This window comes from Lentzea fradiae (assembly GCF_900100955.1).
Taxonomy (GTDB): Bacteria; Actinomycetota; Actinomycetes; order Mycobacteriales; family Pseudonocardiaceae; genus Lentzea; species Lentzea fradiae.
This window is the reverse complement of record NZ_FNCC01000001.1, coordinates 460432-480437: the sequence shown is the minus strand read 5'-3', so window position 1 is coordinate 480437 and position 20006 is coordinate 460432. Positions and strand designations below refer to the sequence as shown.

Annotated in this window: 16 protein-coding genes; 7 read left to right on the top strand and 9 right to left on the bottom strand. The window is 72.6% G+C overall.

The window, feature by feature from the left end:
- The first annotated feature begins 76 nt into the window (after positions 1–76).
- Positions 77–349 (top strand): hypothetical protein, encoded by a 273-nt coding sequence (locus BLT23_RS02220; protein WP_090044919.1) that lies wholly within the window; start codon positions 77–79, stop codon positions 347–349.
- Here the strand turns inward: BLT23_RS02220 and BLT23_RS02215 are convergent.
- Positions 329–1753 carry an amidase family protein gene (locus tag BLT23_RS02215; RefSeq protein WP_090045705.1) on the bottom strand — a complete coding sequence of 475 codons (1425 nt, stop codon included), beginning with the start codon at positions 1751–1753 and terminating at the stop codon, positions 329–331. The two genes, BLT23_RS02220 and BLT23_RS02215, sit on opposite strands and share 21 nt — an antisense overlap.
- A 161-nt stretch (positions 1754–1914) precedes the next feature.
- On the opposite strand from BLT23_RS02215, the gene BLT23_RS02210 reads away from it, so the two are divergent.
- On the top strand, positions 1915–3696 hold the full coding sequence (locus BLT23_RS02210) for an N-acetylglutaminylglutamine amidotransferase (protein ID WP_090045703.1): 1782 nt from the start codon (positions 1915–1917) through the stop codon (positions 3694–3696).
- A 53-nt stretch (positions 3697–3749) separates the two neighbouring features.
- The gene (locus BLT23_RS02205; protein ID WP_090044916.1) at positions 3750–4127 is read left to right on the top strand and encodes a hypothetical protein; all 378 of its coding nucleotides are present in this window, start codon (positions 3750–3752) and stop codon (positions 4125–4127) included.
- A 211-nt stretch (positions 4128–4338) separates the two neighbouring features.
- On the opposite strand, the gene BLT23_RS02200 is transcribed toward BLT23_RS02205, so the two are convergent.
- The gene (locus BLT23_RS02200; protein ID WP_143035783.1) at positions 4339–5280 is read right to left on the bottom strand and encodes an amidase family protein; all 942 of its coding nucleotides are present in this window, start codon (positions 5278–5280) and stop codon (positions 4339–4341) included.
- A 421-nt stretch (positions 5281–5701) separates the two neighbouring features.
- Between BLT23_RS02200 and pgfA the strand changes: the two genes are divergently transcribed.
- Positions 5702–6658 carry a cell envelope lipid trafficking protein PgfA gene (pgfA, locus tag BLT23_RS02195; RefSeq protein WP_176946553.1) on the top strand — a complete coding sequence of 319 codons (957 nt, stop codon included), beginning with the start codon at positions 5702–5704 and terminating at the stop codon, positions 6656–6658.
- On the opposite strand, the gene BLT23_RS02190 is transcribed toward pgfA, so the two are convergent.
- Positions 6642–7340, bottom strand: coding sequence for a class I SAM-dependent methyltransferase (locus BLT23_RS02190; protein WP_090044909.1), 699 nt, complete (start codon positions 7338–7340; stop codon positions 6642–6644). The two genes, pgfA and BLT23_RS02190, sit on opposite strands and share 17 nt — an antisense overlap.
- Positions 7341–7467: 127 nt before the next feature.
- On the opposite strand from BLT23_RS02190, the gene BLT23_RS02185 reads away from it, so the two are divergent.
- Positions 7468–8598, top strand: coding sequence for a glycosyltransferase family 4 protein (locus tag BLT23_RS02185; RefSeq protein ID WP_245743456.1), 1131 nt, complete (start codon positions 7468–7470; stop codon positions 8596–8598).
- Here the strand turns inward: BLT23_RS02185 and BLT23_RS02180 are convergent.
- The 3 genes from BLT23_RS02180 to BLT23_RS02175 are packed head-to-tail and all read right to left on the bottom strand — an operon-like array spanning position 8573 to position 11374.
- Entirely contained in the window at positions 8573–9595 is a 1023-nt protein-coding gene (locus BLT23_RS02180; RefSeq protein ID WP_090044907.1) for a hypothetical protein, read from the bottom strand. The two genes, BLT23_RS02185 and BLT23_RS02180, sit on opposite strands and share 26 nt — an antisense overlap.
- A gap of 4 nt (positions 9596–9599) precedes the next feature.
- Positions 9600–9767: a hypothetical protein gene (locus BLT23_RS40485; RefSeq protein WP_176946552.1), complete on the bottom strand. Its 168-nt coding sequence runs from the start codon at positions 9765–9767 to the stop codon at positions 9600–9602.
- A 2-nt stretch (positions 9768–9769) separates the two neighbouring features.
- Positions 9770–11374 (bottom strand): MmpA family trehalose lipid delivery protein, encoded by a 1605-nt coding sequence (locus tag BLT23_RS02175; RefSeq protein ID WP_090044905.1) that lies wholly within the window; start codon positions 11372–11374, stop codon positions 9770–9772.
- Positions 11375–11486: 112 nt separating this feature from the next.
- On the opposite strand from BLT23_RS02175, the gene BLT23_RS02170 reads away from it, so the two are divergent.
- Positions 11487–12662, top strand: coding sequence for a lipopolysaccharide biosynthesis protein (locus BLT23_RS02170; protein WP_090044904.1), 1176 nt, complete (start codon positions 11487–11489; stop codon positions 12660–12662).
- Here BLT23_RS02170 and BLT23_RS02165 read toward each other — a convergent pair.
- The 3 genes from BLT23_RS02165 to BLT23_RS02155 form a co-directional block, all read right to left on the bottom strand.
- Positions 12652–16743 (bottom strand): alpha-(1->3)-arabinofuranosyltransferase, encoded by a 4092-nt coding sequence (locus BLT23_RS02165; RefSeq protein WP_245743453.1) that lies wholly within the window; start codon positions 16741–16743, stop codon positions 12652–12654. The genes BLT23_RS02170 and BLT23_RS02165 overlap by 11 nt on opposite strands.
- Before the next feature lie 39 nt (positions 16744–16782).
- Positions 16783–18333, bottom strand: coding sequence for a substrate-binding and VWA domain-containing protein (locus BLT23_RS02160; RefSeq protein WP_090044902.1), 1551 nt, complete (start codon positions 18331–18333; stop codon positions 16783–16785).
- Positions 18334–18568: 235 nt separating this feature from the next.
- Positions 18569–18853, bottom strand: coding sequence for a DUF4342 domain-containing protein (locus BLT23_RS02155; RefSeq protein WP_090044900.1), 285 nt, complete (start codon positions 18851–18853; stop codon positions 18569–18571).
- A gap of 239 nt (positions 18854–19092) precedes the next feature.
- Here BLT23_RS02155 and BLT23_RS02150 point away from each other — a divergent pair, with 239 nt between their 5' ends.
- Positions 19093–20004 (top strand): MBL fold metallo-hydrolase, encoded by a 912-nt coding sequence (locus BLT23_RS02150; protein WP_090044898.1) that lies wholly within the window; start codon positions 19093–19095, stop codon positions 20002–20004.
- Positions 20005–20006: the final 2 nt, after the last annotated feature.

Genomic DNA, 20006 nt, shown 5'->3' with positions numbered 1-20006 from the left:
CAGTGAGACTGGACCCAGCGGTGCGCGGGTATTCGCGCACCGCGGCATCCCCGCCGCCAGGCGTCGAAAGGGCATCATGAGCACGCTCAGGCACGCTCCGGTCGTCCCGCACCAGGCCAGGTCACCGGAGAACGGGTCTCCGCAGGTCAAGTCCTCGATGAACACGGCCCGGCCGCAAGCGAGGTCTCCGCAGGCGAACCGCCCCGCCGTCCGCTACGCGGTGGACCTGACCGGCGCGCTGGGGCTGGCGGCCGGTGCCGTCACAGGAGTGTTCACCCTGGCCTTCGGCGGAACGGTGATCCTGCTGGCGGGCCTGTGCCTGCACGCCTCATCCCGACGCCCGGGGTGACGTGGGCAGGTACCGAGGCGCCCGGCGAACCGGGGACGCGATCTCGAACGCACCCGCGAACCGCAGCACCGCGTCGTCCGCCCCGGCTCCCCCGATGATCGACACACCGAGCGGCAGCGCCCCGGCGAACCCGGCAGGAACGCTGATGTTCGGGTAACCGGCGATGGCGGCGGGCAGCGCCGTGCGCGGTCCGGCGGGGTCGGCGCCGCGGGCGGGCCAGGCGGGGCCGTTCGAGGGCGCCACGATCACGTCCACGCCGGACAGCAGCTCGTCGAGCGAGCGGCGGGCCAGTTCGGTGGCCGTGCGGCGCTGGTGGCGGTGCACCGGGTCGGTGACCAGCCGCGCCTTCTCCGCCTCGTGGAAGATCTCCTGCCCGAACGCGCTCAGCTCGACCGGGTCGGCCTCGTTGAACTCGATCAGCTCGCGCATCGTGCGCGGGACGCCGGTGCGGGTGCCGAGATAGCGCTCCAGGTCGTGGCGGAACTCGGCGAGCATCGCGGGGCGGTCGGCCGCCTGGACCAGGTCCTGGTGCCGCGGTTCGACGTCAACGACCGTCGAGCCGTTGCGACGCAGCAGGTCCACGACGGACTCGACGACCCGGTCCACCTCGGGGTCGAAACCGGTCCGGCGCCACACGCCGACGCGCGCACCGGCCAGCGTGCCCGGTTCGAAGGTGGCAGAAGAGCCCTCCATCGCCGCCATGAGGATGGCGGCGTCCACCACGTGCCGCGCCATCGGGCCGGCCGTGTCACGGCGGGCGGTGATGGGCACGATGCCCGCGGTGCTCACCCGGCCGGGGGTCGGCTTGAAGCCGACGACGCCCGCGTGCCCGGCGGGCGAGACGATGGAGCCGCTGGTCTCGGTGCCGACGGCGACCTGGGCGAGGGACGCCGCCACCGCGACGGCCGAGCCGGACGACGAGCCGCACGGGGTGCGGTCCAGCACGTGCGGGTTCACGGTCTGGCCACCGGCTCCGGACCAGCCGGACGTCGCCCACGGGGAGCGGAAGTTCCCCCACTCGGTCATGTTCGTCTTGCCGAGCACGACGGCACCGGCCGCACGCAGACGGGTCACGACCGCGGCGTCGGACCTGGGTGGCACCGCCAGGGCGCGTGACCCGGCGGTGGTGGCCAGGCCGGCGGTGTCGACGTTGTCCTTGAGCAGCACGGGGATGCCGTCCATCGGCCCCCGCGACCGGCCGTGCGCCCGGCGCAGGTCGCTCTCCTGCGCCTGGCGCAGTGCGGTCGGGTCGACGGCGAGCACGGACCGCAGCACCGGGTCGACCTCGGCGATGCGGCCGAGGTAGGCGCGGGTGAGGCCGGCCGAGGTCAGCTCACCGGCGGCCATCCGGCGCGTCAGCTGCGGGATGGTCGCCCGGTCGAGTGAGGCGGCCGAGAGGTCCATGCCTCCATTGCCGGGGTCCCGGGCGGCCCGCGTCAACCTGCGGACGGGCGACAGGGCGGTGCTCTTGCTCACACGCGAGCCCGGCCACAGCCGGAACATGATCACTCGCGATCGGGGGTACCTGGTGACCACCTGTCGGACGAACGCCCCGAGGAGTGGTGATGTGCGGAATCGCCGGTGAGGTGGTCACGGACGAGTCGGAGCGGCCGGATCTCGGCGCGGTCGAGCGGATGGTCCGGTCGATGTACTCGCGCGGGCCGGACGGGGCGGGCCACTGGTCGGAGGGACGGGTGGCGCTCGGCCACAGAAGACTGTCCATCATCGACCTGTCCAGCGGCGGCGCGCAGCCGATGGTCGACGACGAGCTGGGGCTCGCCGTGGCGTTCAACGGCTGCATCTACAACTACGAGGAGCTGCGCGAGGAGCTGTCCGGCCGGTACGAGTTCCGGTCCACGAGCGACACCGAGGTGATCCTCAAGGCGTACCACCACTGGGGTGACGCGTTCGTCGACCACCTGGTCGGCATGTTCGCCATCGCCCTGGCCGACCGCCGGCGCGACCGGGTGCTGCTGGTGCGGGACCGGCTCGGCATCAAGCCCCTCTACGTGGCCGACGTGCGGGGACGGACGCGGTTCGCCTCGACCCTGCCCGCGCTGCTCGCGGGCGGCGGGGTGGACACCGAGCTCGACCCCGTCGGCCTGCACCACTATCTGACCTGGCATTCGATCGTGCCGGCGCCGCGCACCGTCCTGCGTGGAGTGACCAAGCTGCCGCCCGCGACGGTCCGCGTCCTCGAACCGGGCAAGCCGCCCCGCGACCACGTCTACTGGCAGCCCTCCTACACGCGCCGCCCCGAGCACGCGGACTGGACGGCGAGCGACTGGCGGCACGCGGTGCGCGAGGCGTTGCGGGTCGCGGTGCGCCGCCGCACGGTGTCCGACGTGGAGGTCGGCGTACTGCTGTCCGGCGGTCTCGACTCCAGCCTGCTGGTGGCGCTGCTCGCGGAGGAGGGCGAGCGGCCCAGCACGTTCAGCATCGGGTTCACCAGCCGGGGCGACGTGGAGGGCGACGAGTTCGTCTACTCCGACGCCATCGCGCAGAAGTTCGGCACCGACCACCACCAGATCCGGATCGGCGACGAGGAGATCGCGGCGGCGGTCGGGGACGCGGTGGGGTCGATGAGCGAGCCGATGGGCAGCCACGACGTCACCGCGTTCCACCTGGTCTGCCGCGAGGTGTCGCAGCACGTCAAGGTCGTGCAGTGCGGTCAGGGCGCCGACGAGGTGTTCGCCGGGTACCGCTACCACCAGCCGGCGGCGGACGCGGCCAGGCGTGAGGCGGCGGCGGTGCTGCGGGAGGCGTTCCACGACGTCGACCACGACGACCTGGCGTCCGTCCTGGAGCCGCGGTGGCTCACGAACTACGACGTCAGCGGCGAGCTGGCCGCACGGCACCTGGGTGGTCCGGAAGCCGACACGGCGCTCGACGCCGTCCTGCGCACGGACACCCACCTGCTGATGCCGGACGACCCGGTGAAGCGCGTGGATAACATGGCGATGGCGTGGGGCGTCGAGGCGCGCGTGCCGTTCCTGGACCAGGACCTGGTGGAGCTGGTGGCGGCGTGCCCGCCGGAGCTCAAGGCCGACCAGGAGGGCAAGGGCCTGCTCAAGGACATCGGCCGGGAGATGCTGCCGCTGGAGGTGGTCGACCGGAAGAAGGGCTACTTCCCCGTGCCGGCGCTCACCAGGCTCGACGGCGAGGTGCTCGGCCTGCTCCGCGACGCCATGTCCTCCCCCGCCGCGCGCGGCCGCGGGCTGTTCCGTCGCGACTACGTGGACGCGCTGCTGGCCGACCCGAACGGCCACGCCACCAAGGCGGGCGGGAACGAGCTGTGGCACCTCGGCGTGCTGGAGATGTGGTTGCAGCAGCACGGCATCCGCTGAGATCGGTTGGCCGGGCTCCCACGGGGTACACGAGCGGCATGGCAACACACGACATGACCCCCGACGAGGACCAGGCGGCTTACGCGCCGCCGCAGGACACCGGTGCGCCCGACTCGGTCGAGACGGACCCGGCGGCGCTCAACAGCGCCGAGGACCTCGACGAGGACCGCATCAAGCTCGACCCGCTCGAAGCGGGCATGGACCCGCCGGAGCGGTGGAGCGGCGTGGACAAGTACGGCATGACGCCGTACGAGGAGGCGCACCCCCGGCCGCTGGACGACCGGCTCGCCGAGGAGCAGCCGGACGTGCCCGTCGCGTCCGACCCGATCGACGACGAGTCGCGCGAGGAGGCCGCCGGACGCGGGCAGCTCGCGGACGAGCCCGGCGGTTCGGTGGCGGGCACGGTCCGCACCCCGGACGAGCCGGTCTGACCGCCGGCCGGACCGGGCACCGGTGCCCTGTCAGGATCAGAGCAGGGCACCGGTGCCCGACGCGTCGAAGGTGTTCGGTGAGCAAGACCGGCACGAGGCCAGGCCGTCCACTGTGGATCTCAGCCCGCCGGACGGACCACACTCCCGGCAACCGCAAGCCTTCCTCGCCACCGCCCTGATCCCTCAGCCGAGTCCTGTCAGGACCGAGGATTCAGGCGTGCGGGTTCCGTTGCCCCTCCTCGATGATCCGGGCGACGCGCAGCAGTGCGGCCTCCGCGTCCGGCGGCGCGACCAGGGTCACCGGCAACGGGTTGCCGTCCGCGTCGCTGCCCGCGCGCACGGACACCGCCGGGAAACCGCTGACCCGCCACAGCGGCGCGAACGGCTCCGTGGCGCCGGTGCGCACCAGCACCCCGCCGGGCAGTGACATCGTCTCGGCGGGGCCGGTGTGGCCCGGCGTCACGAGCACGTCGACGCCCGCGAGCATCTGCTTGAGCATCACCTGCTCGGCCGCGCGCAGCTGCCGGCAGAGGCCCCGCAACGACCGCGGCACGTACCGGTCGAGCAGGTCGAGCGCTCGCCGTCCCGCGGTGAGGTGGGGCGCGAGCAGCAACCGTTGCCCGTTGGCCACGTGCGGGTCGTGGTCCACGACCTGGTTCACGTGCAAGGACAACAGTGCGGCGACGTCCTCGACGGCGCGGCGCATGGGTGGGCGGGTGCGAGTCGTCATCGCGACGCCGCGCACCGAGACGCCGATCCGTAATGGACGGTCCGCGCCCTCCGCCGCCCAGCCGAGCCCGCGCACGACGTGCGCCACGTCCTCCACGGACCTCGCCAGCACGCCGGGTCCGCCGGTGGTCTCGAAGCCCACGACCCCGGCACCGCCCGCCGGCACCTGCCCGGCTCCCGGCGCGCGGCGCGCGAGAACGGCCGCCACGACACCGGTCGCCACGGCCACCGCGCTGCCGGACACCTTCGGGTCCAGCGCGGTCGCCGGGACGGCCGATGCCGGGTTGCGGTGCCGTTCCGCGGCGGCGGTTCGTCCGATCACGACGGCCCCGGCGGCCTCCAGCGCGTCGGCGGCCGACCTGGGCAGCGAGTCCTCCACGGCCATCGGCAGGCCGAGCAGTGGACCTTTCTCACCTGATGACAACCGCCGATCGGCCTCTTCCGCCTTACGACGCGCAGTGACCAGATCGATATCCGAGAAAGCTTCGCGTCGGCCGCCGAGCAGCTCCTCAACGGTCGCCAGAAGGGCTGCGGCGGTGGTCGCACCGCTTTGGAGCAACTGGGCCTGAGCAGCTGCTCCGGGATAGCACACAGGGGTTTCGTCCACGTGTCTCTTCCTCCGGCACCGTCGCCGACGAGTAAGGAACTGGTTGGTCCGGCGGCCCTCCGTCAAGACGAGTGGACTGCGCCGAACGGCCGCGAAAGCGTCCGGTCAAGTGGCCGCTTTCCTCGTGCGGACCGATCAAGATGATTCGAGTCACGGTAGTTCTGGTTTTGCGCTGAGGTTACTGTCGGGTAGGTTTCACGCCACTGTGACGTCCCTCTCACCCCCAGAAGGAGGACGAGTGCGACGCGTTGCGAGCCTCGTGTTGGTAGGACTGGGCATCTTCTCCCTGGCGCTCGGAGCAGTCCTGCGCTTCTACGCGTACCCCGAGCTCGCCGTCGTGCCGCTCGACCAGAAGACGGAGTCCGTCGCCGAAGGCGACGCGAAGGTCTTCTACCCCAACGAACTCGTCGTGAGGGATACGCGGCTGACGGCGACCCGCAAGGTCGAGAGCAACCTGACCGCGGCGGAGGCGAAGGTCGACGGCGACGTGATGGTCTGGGACCAGGGTCTCGTCGTCACCGACAGCAAGAACCAGCTGGTCTCCGCGATGAAGCACCGGGTGTGCCTCGACCGCCGGACGAACATGGCCCTGCAGGAGTGCAGCCAGCAGTACGTGACCGACACCGAGGGTGACCCGACGCCGGCCGACAAGGCGGTGCACCAGGAGGGCCTGAACTACAAGTTCCCCTTCGACACCCAGCAGCAGGACTACGAGTACTTCGACGCCACGCTGCGCAAGGCTTCGACCGCGCGCTTCGAGGGCACCGAGGAGCTCAACGGCGTCGAGGTCTACAAGTTCGTCCAGAAGATCCCGTCGACGAAGTTCCGCGACCAGGAGGTGCCCGGTCAGCTGATCGGCAGCGACGAGGCGTCGGTCACCGCGGCACGCCACTACCAGAACACCCGCACGATGTGGGTGGAGCCGGTCAGCGGCATCATCGTCAAGGGCCAGGAGAAGCAGCGGCAGGTGCTCGTCGGGCCGGACGGAAAAGAAGGAACGGTGCTGCTCGACGCCACGCTGACCTTCAACGACAAAACGGTCGAAGAATCGACTCGCAATGCCGTCGAGGCCCGCGACAAATTGACGTTGATCAGCACCACCGGACCGGTCGTCCTGCTTTCCGTCGGGCTCGTCCTGCTGCTCGCCGGAATTGTTCTCGGGTTCCTCGGGCGACGGGCTAGGCACGCCGCCTGAGCACGACCACGAAGTTCCAGGAGGCGATCTCCCGGACCCCCGGCACGCGGACGATCCACTTCGCCCAGGCCGGGTGGTACCGGGGGAACGTCTCCACCACGTCGGCGCCGGTCTGGCGGTGAGCCCACCGCCGGACCTCACCGACGCCCACCGGGAACAGCGACGTGCCGAACGCGTTCTTCGGCGGCTTGCCGTTGCGGCGCTCGTACCGCCGTCGCGCGTAGTGACCGCCGAAGAAGTGCCACGGCGCCGTCTCGTGCCCGCCCCAGGGCGACCACCACGGCGTGTACGACATGAAGATCGTGCCTCCCGGCCTGGTCACCCGCACCATCTCGGCCAGCATCAGCCACGGGTCGTCCACGTGCTCCAGGACGTTCGAGGAGTAGCAGACGTCCACCGCGCCGTCACGGAACGGCAGCGCCGTCCCGCTCGCGCGGATCATGCCGGGGTCGGGCTCGCCGCGCGCGGACAGCTCGCCGACGTCCGGGTCCAGCCCCACGTACCGGGCGCCGGCGGCGCGGAACGCCTCGGCGAAGTACCCCGGCCCGCCGCCGACGTCGAGGACCACCCCGCCGTCCAGCGGGACGTACGACGACACCTGCGCCACCGAGTCCCGCGCGAGGACCGAGTAGAAGTGGTCGGGGTCGGACTGCTCTTTCAGAAATGCGCGGAAAAGTCGCACCGAGCGCGCGAGAGTCGCCCTGTGCGAACTTTCCCGGGCCGAAACTGAACCGATCTCGACCATTGCGCTCTCCCGCATTCCGTCTACGATGGCTACTTGACGGTAACCTAGCACCCGGGAGAGGCAGATGTCCCGTTCTGATTACCGGCCGAGCATTCTGCTGGTGAATTGGCGCGACACCAGGCACCCCGAGGGCGGAGGTTCCGAGCGGTACGTCGAGCGCATCGCGGAGGGACTCGCGCAGCTCGGCTACCGCGTCGCGATCCAGTGCGCGGGCCACGGCCGCGCCCCGTCCGGCGACTGGGTCGCGGGCGTCCACTTCCGGCGGCGCGGCAACAAGTTCACGGTCTACCTGCACGCGCTGCTGGCGATCCTGCGCTCCGACGCGGACGTCATCGTGGACGTGCAAAACGGGATGCCGTTCTTCAGCCGGCTCGTCGCGCGCTGTCCCGTGCTGGTGCTGGTGCACCACGTGCACCGCGAGCAGTGGCACAGCGCGCTCGGCCCGTTCCTCGGCCGGATCGGCTGGTGGGTCGAGTCGTGGCTCGCGCCCCGGCTGTACCGGAAGTGCCGCTACATCACCGTGTCCAACGTGACGCGCGACGAGCTGGCACACCTGGGCGTCGAGCTGCGCCGCACCGCGGTCGTGCCGAACGGCCTGGACGCGCCACCCGCCGTCACCACGCGGCGCACCGAGTCGCCCGTCCTCGTCGCGGTGTCGCGGCTGGTCCCGCACAAGCGGCTGGAGCACGCGATCGACCTGGTCGCCCAGCTCCGTCCGCAGTGGCCGGACCTGCGGCTGGAGCTCGTCGGCGAGGGACCGTGGAAGGAAGTCCTGCACCAGCACGCGATCGACCGCGGTGTGCAGGACAACGTCGTGATCCACGGCTGGGTCGACGAGCAGACCAAGCACGAGATCCTCGCCGGGGCCTGGGTGCACCTGTGCCCGTCGGTCAAGGAGGGCTGGGGCATCGTCATCATGGAGGCCGCCTCGCACGGCGTGCCGACGGTCGCCTACCGCTCGGCGGGCGGCGTGGCCGAGGCCATCGTGGACCACGAGACGGGCCTGCTGGCCGAGGACTTCGCCGATTTCGTGCGGCACACGGACACGCTGCTGCGCGACCGGCCCTTGCGCAAGGCGATGGGCGCCGCCGGACGGCAGCGCGCACAGCAGTTCAGCTGGGAAGAGAGCTTGGGCGCGTTCGAGAACGTGCTCAACGGCGCACTGCGCGCTACCGCTGGGCCTCGAGGCCGCTGAGGGCCGCCTCGCACACCAGGTCCAGCAACCCCGCGGCGGCGGCCGCGTCGAAGTCGCGGCGGCGCACGCGCACCGTGAGCGTGGTGGCTTCCCCTGCCGTCATCACGCCGAACGCGACGCCCGACCGGCCGCTCGCCGCGGGGTAGAAGCACAGGGCGTCCACGGGCGCCTTGACGACTCCCAGGTTCGACACGAGGAACGTGCTGCCGAGCCGGTCCGCCAGCAACCGCATCCCCCACCGCGCCAGCGGGTTGCGCTCACTGGGGAAGCCGGCCTCGGGGACGGACGCGGCCAGCAGCGCGCGGACGTCCTCCTCGCCGGAGCCGTCGGGCAGGCGCAGCCGGAGCAGGGCGCTGGCGAGCTCGGGACGCGGATCGGCGCCGCTGCGCCAGGACGCCCCGATCGCGGCGACCACGCGGTGGTGCCGCACTCCCTTGGCGGAGTTCCACTTCCGCGTCGCCTCCAGCGCCGCGGCGGTGATCCTGGCGCTGTCGAGCTTGACGGCGGGCACCGTGCGGGACACCAGGTGGTCGCCGGTTTCGTCGCCGCGCGACGAAGGCTGGATGCGCGTGGGCGGCGTCCACACCGCCTCGTGCACCCGGCCCAGCGCGCTGAGCAGGTACGGACGGTCGGGGCTGCGCGACGCCACGCCCGTCGCGGAACTGTGCACGGGCTCGCCGAGCGCTATGCCCAGCAACGCGAGCAGGCCGAGCCCGTCGACAGCGCCGTGGTGCGCAGCGATCAGCAGCGTGTCACCGGCGAGGGCGACCCGCACCAGCGGATCGCCCTCGTGGTAATGCTCGTCGGCGAACTCCGCGCGCGTCAGCTCCACATCGGACGGTCGCAGCACTGTCGCGGCCGGACCGAGGTTGGGGAACTCCGCGCTGGCACGGGACATCCGTGCGGCCACCGCCGCCGGGTCCGGCATCTCGCGCGGGCGCGCCTCCAGCAGGATGCTCCAGGACGCCGACTGGTCACCGGAGAACGCCACCGGCACGGGGTCAGCGCTTGCCGTAGTCGAGCACCTCGGGCTCGACGGCCTTGACGCCTTCCTCGATCCGCTGCTCGATCACCTTGTCGGGGTGGTTCTGCTCGACGACGAGCACGCCGACCCCTCCGGCGAGCGCAGCACCGGCGACGATCGCGACCAGCACCGAAACCAGTTCCACGTCTACTCCTCACGTCGGGCTGACGCGAATCTACCCACGGGTAACCATCTCCACAACAGGCTCGTACCGATCAGTAACCCAGTTGCGACCCATGCCAGCAGAACGGGCGCCGCCGCTGGACCGTTCGGCGCAACCTCCACCGCTCCGGGAACGCGGTAAAGGGCCAGGTCCGGCCCGTCGTGGACCAGCTCCGAACGGGCCAGCAGCTCCTCGTCCACGCGGCCGGGCGTCCCGCGTTCCACCAGCACCCAGCCGATGCCGCTCAGGTCGCCCGCGCGCAGCCGCGCCGCCCGCGGGTCCTCTCCCGCCACGACCCGGCCGCCGACCGACAGCGAGTCGTCGACGACGGTCGTCCCCGGCAGGTAGCGCGGCGCCGGGTCGAGCTGGGTGCGCCGGTCGTTCCAGTCGAACCGGCGGAACGCCGACAGCGGGTACACGGCCACGTCACCGGGCTGCCCGTCGAGCTTCTCCCGGACGGCGGCCCAGTCCGCCGGGTAGCGCACCGGTTCGAGGCGCCCGAACCCGCCCCAGGCGAGGTCCGGCAGCAGCCCCAGCAGCAGCACCGCCACGAGCAGCCGGGCGCGGAACCGCTCCACCGCGGCGGCGAGCCCGAGCGCGAACGGCAGCGCGAGCCACGCCACCCACTTCTGGCCGTCGCGCAGCAGCCCTGCGCCCGGCACGTGCTCGATCAACGCCTCCAGCACCGCCACCCCGCCGGGCAGCACGGCGACCAGCGCGAGCACCGCGCCCAGCACGCCGAGCCCCGCGAGCGGCCACACGGGCAGCCGGGGAGCCAGCCGCCGCAGCCCGAGGAACGCCAGCCCGAGCAGCAGCACGGTGAGCACGGGCAGCACCGGGTTGGCGCGGCTCGCGGGCACGACCTCGGCGTTCCAGATCCCGCCGAGACCCAGCACGCTCAGCACCGGCCCGCCCCAGTTCTCCCCGCGCGCGCTGAACGCCTCGACCCCCGCCGGGTCAGAGAACCCGTCGTGCAGCAGCGACGGCGCCCACCACGGCGAGTTCAGGACGACGGAGACGCCGAGGACCTGCCAGACCTTGCGGCGCCCGGCGGTGGCCAGCGCCGTGCCGAGCGCGAGGATGCCGCCCGGTGCCGAGAGCACGGCGGGCAGGCTCGCGAGCACGAGCCGGGTCCACGCCCGCGGCTCGCCGTCGCGCAGCCTCAGGCCGGCCATCGCCACCCACGGCAGCGCCGCGTAGCCCAGCAGGAGCGTCCAGTGGCCGATGAAGAGGCGTTCGGCGACGTAGGCGTTCCACGAGTAGGCCACGGCGGCGACGACCCGCACGCCGGTCCTCTCCGTCGGCACGAGCAGCCCCGCGCCGAGCGACCCGGCCACGACGATCGCGAGCAGCGCCGCCTTCTGCACCACCTGACCTGGGACGACCTGGGTGGCGAGCGCCACCACGGCGTCGACCGGCACCGCGCGCGGCAACGCGTCCCCGAGCCCGAACGCGGCCGCGTTCAGCGGTTGCTCCGGCGTGAACACCATGTCGTAGACGAGGACGTAGCCGGGCCACAGCACAGGGGCGAGCGCGAGCAGCGCCAGCGCCGTGCAGGTGGCGTAGAGCTTCAGTCCGTTCGGACGCACTTGCTCCCTCTTCGGTCGTGCCGGGGCTACAGTCGCCGAAGCTACCGGCCAGTAGTACTCACGGGTAGCCCCTGTCGCACACCCAGGCAGACCCGCACCGGAAGGATCCCGCGTGTCCGCTCCGGCACCGACCACCACCCGGCTCGACGCCCTGCTGATCACGGGCGCGCTGCTCGGCGCGAACGCGGCCAGCTACGTGCTGACCATCGCGGCGGCCCGTATCCTGGCCCCCGCGGTCTTCGGCGAGCTGAGCGCACTGCTCGCGCTCGTCGTCATCGGCGTGGTGCCCGCGATGAGCCTGCAGACCGTCGCGGCCCTGCGGGTGACGAGCCTCGGCCCGCGTCCGCTGTTCGGGCTGGGTCTCGCCGTGAGCGCGGGCATGACCGTGCTGACGCTGGCCGCCGTGCCGCTGCTCGCCCGGCTGCTGCACCTCGACGGCCCGTGGCCGGTCGTGTGGCTCGCGCTCTCGTTGGCGCCGCTCACGGTCCTCGGCGTCCTGCACGGGCTGTTGCAGGGCACGCACCGGTTCGGCTCCCTGGCGCTCCTCGTCTCGCTGGAAGGGCTGGGCAAGGTCGGCGGCGGCGTGCTGGGCCTGTGGATCTCGCCCACGTCCGCGTCGGTGCTGGCGGGCACCGCGGCCGGGTCGTTCCTGGTGGTGCTGACCGGGTGGCGGCTGTGCGGCCGTCCCCGCCCGGCACGGCCAGCGGGCGGACCGGACGTGCTGCACGCGTCGCAGGCCATGCTGGCGCTGGTGCTGCTGGTGAACCTCGACCTCGTGCTGGCCCGGCACCAGCTCGCCGACCAGGCGGGCGGCTACGCCGTCGGCGCGGTCGTCACGAAGATCGCCTACTGGCTGCCCCAGGCGATCGGCGTGCTCGTGCTGCCGCGCATGGCCGTCGCGGACGACCGGCGGCGCATGCTGCCGAGAGCGCTGGCGGTGTGCGCCGGCCTGGACGCGTTCGTCGTCGCCGGGTGCGCGCTGTTCGGGCCGCTGGGCGTGGCGCTGGTCGGCGGCGCGAACTACGAGGGCGACTCGATCCCGTTGTGGCAGTTCGCGCTCGTCGGGTCGTGCCTCGCGCTGGTGCAGCTGCTGCTGTTCTCCCGGATCGCGAGCGGCGACCGGCGCTCCACCCTCGCCGTGTGGATCGCCGTCGCCGCCGAGGTCGCGCTGATCACGTTGTGGCTGAACGACTCCGTGGGCCAGGTCGTCACGGGGGCGTTGCTCGCGACGGCCGGGCTGGTGGTCGCGGGCACCGTCATCGAGGCTCGCGGGAAGGTCAGGGCGTGACGGGCGCGACCGGCACCGTCCGTTCGGCCTCGTCCTCCTCTGGAGGCTCCTTCCCGGCCTGGTGACGCGGTGTGAACGGCCGGAACGCGGACGCGACCACCGCCGACAGCGCCACCATCAGCGCGGCCTGCGCCACCGGGGAGTAGGCCCACTCCTGACCGTGGCCGAGAATCCGGCCCAGCACGGCGGTCGCCGTTCCCAGCACGCCGCCCGTCCACGCGATCACCTTCGGTGCCGCCGCCCAGAACTCGCGCGCCAGCAGGCACGCGATCACGGCCACGATCGGCAGCATCCCGCCCAGCACGGCCAGCAGCACCAGCATCGCGGCCACCAGCCAGCGGCTCTCCGAAGGCGCGACGAACTCGATCCGCCGCCGCACCGGCAACGCCGCGAGCACCAGCACCGCCAGCGCGCCGAGCACACCGGCGAGCAGGCCCGTCCGGTACCGGCTGTCCGGGGTGAACGTCAGCGCCACCACGCCGCCGTCGCCCTCGGGCAGGACGTAGCCCTGCTGCCACCCGTCGACCCGGACGGTCTCCAGCACCTGCCCGTTCAGGGTGGCCTGCCAGCCGTCGTTGACGTTCTCCGGCACCACGAGCAGCGCCTGCGCGCCCGCGGCGACGGTGACCTCGCGTTCGGTGGCGTCCCAGGTCGTGACGGTGACGTCACGGTGCCGGGCGGCCGGTTTCGGCAGGTCGAGGTGCGTCACGGAGACGTCCTGCACGACGAACGAGTCCGACCTGGTCGTGGTCAGCACGTGGTCGCCCGCCTCCAGCTCCAGCGCCGTCGCCAGGTCGTCGTCGCACAGGGTCGCCTTGAGGGCGCGGCCCGCCACGAGGTCGCCCAGCTCGCCCGAGACCGAGCTGGTGATCTTCTTGCCGTCCACGTCGATGACCGGTCCCTGACCGCATGGCACGGTGAACGGGGTCGTCGCGGGCACCGGCTTCAGGACGCCGTCGAGCGCGGGCACGCGCAGCTCCCCGATCCCGGCGGGACCGGCGCCACCCGACTCCAGCACGACCAGCTCGAGCTTCTCCGTCTCCGCCGGCCGGATCGAGACGGCCCCGTCGGCACCGAGCCGGGCGATCTCGGTCCCGGCGTCCGTGCGGACCTCCAGCTCGACCGGCCGCCGGGTGCCGTCCGGCGTCTCGACGCGGAACTCCTCGATCGTGCGCTTGCCCTGCCAGGTCAGCGTGAGCGTCGGCCGCAGGTCGGTCACGTCCGGCACCCACGACGTGCCGGGGTCGCCGTCCACCGCGGACAGCGCGGTCGCCGCCACGTCGCCCGCGAGCGACGTCGAGCCGGCCACGGTGAAGCCGTCCGGCGTCACCGGGTTCCTGCCGCCCGACGCGGGCACGACCGTCGCGGCGACGGCGAACCTGCCCGCCTCGGAGGTCCGGAAGAGCCGGGTGAGGCCGTTGACCTCCTCGCCGAACCGGGACAGCGCCGAGTCGCACCGCACCACCCCGTCCGTCCGGTAGCAGGCGGGACGGGCCTGGCTGCCGCGGGTGAACGAGAAGCCGGGCGCCGCCGACTCGCGGTCGTCCGGCACGCGCAGCGCCCGCTGGGCCGTCATGCCCGGCACGGTCAGCTCCTTGACGCCCGCGTTGCCGTCCTGGCGGTCCGCGGCGAGCCGCACGATCGTGACGCGCACGGTGCTGGTGAGGCCGGGGCGGACCGGGTAGGTCCGCGGGCCGCCGCCCGGCTGCACGTCGTGCTCGATCGAACCGGTGTCCGTGGTGAGCCTGATCCGGGTGACCGGCCAGCCCACCCGCAGGTCCTCGACGAGGTCCAGCGTCACCTCGCCGACCGAGCGCGGGGTGTCGAGCTCGATCTCCAGCCACTGCCCGACCGGCCCAGTGAAGCTCGACGAGTGCCACGCGGTGCCGCCGTCGCCGTCGACCGCGGCGAACGGCGAGTTGGCGGGGTCGATCGCCCCCGCCGCGTCGGCGTAGGCGGTCGACGTGGACGCGCGGACGGCCCGGATGCCCCGGTACTCGGCCGCGGTCTGGTGCGTGACGTCCTGGAACGGCGACACGTCCAGCGCGACCCTGCCCTGCCGGGACGCCTCGTCCTCCGACATCGTCTGGCTGAGGTTGTCGGCGACCCTGCCGACGTTGCGCTCCTTGCGCCGCAGGCCGTCGGTGACGAGCAGCTCCCCGGTCCGCTCCCCGGCGTCCCCGGCGAGGACGGTGGGCTGGTCGGCCCGCACGAGTCCCTGCGCGAGCAGCGGCAGCAGCGACTCCGGCCCGCCGCTGACCGTCGGCACGTCCGCGACGTCGACCGCCGACACGACGGGCACGTCCCGTTTCACCTCGAAGACTTCCAGCGCCCGGCCGCCCGCGCCCGCGTCGACGGAGCTGACCAGCTTCTGGTCGCTCATCCGCACCTCGGGCCCGAACTCGGCGACCCGTTCGATGCCCGGTGAGCCCCGCAACGCCTGCCGCAGCACGGCCAGCGGCGGCGAGCTGGTCGCATCGCGCGCGATGTCGTTGCGCAGCAGCAGATAGCGGAAGCCGCCGCGGGCGAGGAAGTCCGCGAGACCCGCCGAGCCGCGTCCGTCGGCGAGGGCGTCGTAGACGGCGTCCATGAACCGCGTGTTGCCCTCGGAGCCGAGCGGGATCTGGTTGCGCACCGCCCACGGCGACTTGGCGAGCGACTGCATCGGCTCGTCCGCCGTCCGGCCCCAGGTGTACTGGCCGAACCCGGTCGCGGGCAGCAGCAGCGTCCTGGCCCGTCCGTCCTGCTCGGCGAGCCAGCCCGTGGCCTCGCGCCAGTACCCCGGCACGTCCGACCAGCCGAGGCCGGGACGCAGGGTGAGCAGCCACGCGGGCGCCGACACGACGACGATCAGCGCCAGCGCCACCCCGGCCCGCACGCGGCGCCGCCAGTGCTCGGGAGCGGCCCTCATGCCGGTGGGCCTGGTCAGGTGCAGGCCGTGGATGAACCCGAGGACCAGGCACAACCGCAGCACGGGTTCGAACTTGTGCACGTTGCGCAGCGGTGCGAGCGGCCCGTCGAGCAGGCCGCGGACGACCTCCGCGAGCGGCGAGTCGAGCGAGCCGACGTACCCGACGGTCAGCAGCGTCACCCCGGCGAGCGTGCCCAGCACCAGGAACCGGCGTTCCGGCAGGCCGAGCCTGGCCAGCCCGACGACGCCGATCAACGCGACCAGCGCCGTGCCGGCCATCAGCACGGGGTTGTCGACGAGCAGGAACCCGTTCGGCCACCACGGCTCGCCCTGCAGCACGTACGCGACCCACTGGTTCGTGCCGCGCAGCACCTGGAACAGCGACATCGGCGCGGTCGTGTTCGCCGCGGACTCGATGTAGTCGAGGAACGGCAGGCTGTACCGCCCGAGCAGCAGCAGCGGCACGATCCACCACAGCGCGACGGCGAGGACGCAGGCCGCCCACCACAGCACGAGCCGCACGTGCGCGGCGTTCCACCGGCGGGTCAGCAGCCAGATCCCCGGCAGGACCAGCGCCATCACGACCATCGCGCCGTTGATGCCGCCCATCCCGAGCACCGCGAGCGCGGACAGGGCGGCTGCCCGGCGCGGCGACCCGATCCGGTCGGCCCGCACCAGCGGCAGCAGCACCCACGGCAGCATCACCGCGGGCAGCATCTCCGCCGACAGCGGACCGATCTCGGTGAGCACGCGCGGGGCCAGCGCGTAGGCCAGCGCACCGGCGTACCGCGTCGGCTCGCGGCCGACACCGAACGCGCGGGCGAGCCGCAGCACGCCGTAGAAGGCGAGGCAGAGCAGCAGCGCGCACCACAGCCGCTGGGTGACCCACGCGGGAACGCCCAGGAGCTGGCCCGCCGCGAAGAACGGCCCCATCGGGAAGAAGTAGCCGTACGCCTGGTTCTGCAGCTCACCGGCCGTCGCCGCGGGGTTCCACAGGTGCAGCGCCCTGCCGAGGAAGCCGACCGGGTTCACGACCAGGTCGAGCTTGGTGTCGAAGGTGGCCTTGCCGGGCCGCTGGGCGAACGACAGCGCCGTGAGTGCGAGGAGCACCCACGTCGTCGGGTTCCGGTGCGCGATCTTCAGTCTCTCGATGGCGCGAGAAGTTACCACCGGGTAGTCCTCACTGGTAACCGTGTCCGAGCAGGAGTTCTACTGGGGACGGCAGGCGGGCGGCTGGCACAGCATGCTGCTCAGCGCCTGCGCGAAGATCTCGCCGATGCCCGCCGGGTCCGCGGTCGTGAACGCCCGGCCGCCCGTCGCGTCCGCGATCCTCGTCAGCTCGTCGACGTCGACGTCCGGCCCCATCCCGATCGCGATGACCGGCAGCGGCCTGCGCTTGTCCTGCAGCTTGGCCAGCTCGTCGAGCAGCTGGCGCTGGGTGATCGAGTCGGAGTCCTCGTTGCGGCCGTCGGTCATGATGATGACGATGTTGATCCGGCCGAGCTCCCAGCTCTTCCTGGCCTCCTGGTAGGCGGCCAGCGTGGTGTCGTAGAGGCCGGTCGCCCCGTTGGCGGTGGCGCGGGTCGCCCTGACCGCGGCGATGGCCTCGCCGTTGGCCAGGTGCTCGCGGACCGACGCGAACGGGATGATCTGCTTGTGGTCCTTGTCCCCGTCGAGCTTCGTGGAGAACTTCCACAGGCCGATCTGCGTGCCCGGCTTGAACAGCCCGAGCCCGCGCTCGGCGGCGGCGACCGCGAGCGCCATCCGGGTGGTGCCGGTCCTGGGCACGATCTGGTTCATCGAGCCGGACACGTCCAGCACACCCAGCACCCGCGCGGTCAGCGTCAGCCCGCTCCACACCCGCAGCGTCTCGTCCACGGAGCTCTGGTCCAGGCCGGGAGCGCCGTCGTCGGGCGCCCGCAGGCCGAACTTCTCCAGGTTCGCCCCCGACCGCAGGTGTGCCAGGAACTTCTCGGCACCCGCCCGCTGCGCCTCCCCCGCGTCGGGGAGCACCACGTACGGGAAGTCAAGCGGCGGCACGGGGCTCTCCGCGGCGACCGCCGTCAGCCGGGTCGCGCCGGGCGTGGAGTTGTGCCGTTCCAGCTCCTGCTCGGAGGTGGGGAACACGTCCAGCGGCCGGGTGAACAGGTCCTCGGCGCGTTCGGCGTAGTCGGCCGACACGGGCCGGATGGCCGCGACCGCCGCGGTCGCGGGGTCCTTCTCCCCCGACGCGAACCCGCGCAGCGCCAGCAGCGCCGACAGGCTGGCCGGGTCCTTCGCCGGGTCGGCGATCCCGGCGACCGCCGTGGCACCGGGCCCGATCAGCTCCCGCCAGCTCGCGCCCTTCGCCGGGTCCTTGACGGCCAGCACGACCGGCGACATCGCGACCGACGTGCCGGACTCCGGCACCCGCCACGCACCGGAGTCGCGCGCCTGCCGCAGCCACATCGTCGACTCGGGCACCCACACCGACGGCGACTCGCCGCGGTCCTCGACCAGGCGGCTCATGGTCTCGCGCGCGGCCTCCGCCTTCACCTCGACCCGGAAGCAGTCGTCCCCCGCCCCGAGCCCCTCCGCCGCGGCCCCGAGCGCGGGCGCGACCGCGGGCGCGGCGGTGACCAGGACCGTCGCCGGGTCGGTACACCGCACCGCGTTGAGCCGCTCGATGACCGCGTCCCCGCCGACCCAGGCCACGACGGACAGCACGAGCAACACCGAAAGCCCGGCGACGGGCGTCGTCACCCGCCGTGGTCGCACCATGGCCGACACCCTAGACAACCCGTCCCGGCACCACCAGAACTCCCCGGTTCCGGTTTGGCACGGCCCTCGTACGCGACGATGCCGCTGTCTCCCCGGACAGCGGCATCGCCTCTTCTTCGACTCCCCTTGTGGTCTGGTGGCCCCGCCGCCTCCCCGGCCGACGGCACCACCTCGAACTCCCCCGCACCCCCGCCTCCCCAGGCAGCGGCACCACCACGAACCCCCTGCGCTCCCCCTACTCGGCGTCGACCGTCGTGGCGGGCTGGGTGCCCGGCTTCCGGCGGTCCTCCACCGAGATCTGGTACTTGCCGACCAGCGCCGCACCGGCACCGATGGTCGTGACCACCGGAGCGGCGAGCGCCGCGACGACCCCGAGAGCCACCGGCACCTCGAGCAGGACGTCGTCGTGGGTGTCGCGGACGACCACCCGGCGGTTGACGCCTTCGCTGACCAGGCCGCGGACGGCGTCGACCACCGAGTCGACGGTGGTGCGGGCGGACTCCGGCGTGGACTCGCTCATGACTCTCCTCGTGCTGGTGTGGATCTCCCTTGACGCCTCCAAGCTTGCCCGTGGCGGGGCTCCGTGCCATCAGGGTTCATCCCTGACGTCCACCTGATTCGCATCTCAGGGACCGGAGGCGTGCGCCACTGCGCCGGGACCGGTCAGCGGCGGCGGTGCCTCGTGTGAGGGTGTCCCCGCCGGGGATACGCAGGAGCGGGTCTGGTTGCCGGGACGCGCTCCGGACGAGCATCGGGGACATGACGTACAGCGACACGATCGAGCTGGGCGAGGTGTCCGTCACCCGCGTGCACGAGTACTACGGTTCGGCGGACATGACGCCCGAGGTCTTCTTCCCCGAGTCCTCGCGGCAGGCGTGGGACGAACCGTCGCTCGCGCCGGAGTTCCTCGACCGCGCCACCCGCACCGTGCACACCGCGTTGCAGACCTGGGTTCTGCGCAGCGAAGGCAAGACCATCCTCGTCGACACGGGCGCCGGCAACCACAAGGAGCGCCCGTACGCGCCTCTCTGGGGCCACCGCAGCAGCGACTTCCTCACCAACCTGGAACAGGCCGGCGTCCGCCCCGAGGACGTGGACCTGGTCGTGAACACCCACCTGCACATCGACCACGTCGGCTGGAACACCTACCTGGACGACCGCGAGTGGGTGCCGACGTTCCCCAACGCCACCTACCTGATGCCCAAGGCCGACTTCGACTTCTGGAACCCCGGGAACAACCGGCCGACGGTGTTCGGCCGCGGCAACCAGAACGTCTTCGAGGACAGCGTCGTGCCCGTGCACCAGGCGGGACAGGCGGTGCTGTGGGAGCACAGCCACCAGATCGACGCGAACCTGCGGCTGGAACCGGCGCCCGGCCACACCCCCGGTTCCAGCCTCCTGACCCTGACCTCCGGCACCGACCGCGCGGTGTTCGTGGGCGACATGCTGCACAGCCCGGTGCAGCTGGCCGAGCCCCACGCCAACAGCTGCTTCTGCGAGGACCCCGCCCAGGCACGCGCCACCCGCCGCCGTGTCCTCGGCGAGGCCGCGGACACCCACGCGCTCGTGTTCCCCGCGCACTTCCCCGGCGGGGGCGCCGTGGAGGTCTCCCGCACGGCGGACGCGTTCGCCGTCAAGGACTGGGCGCCTTTCGCCCCGTACGGGAGGTGATC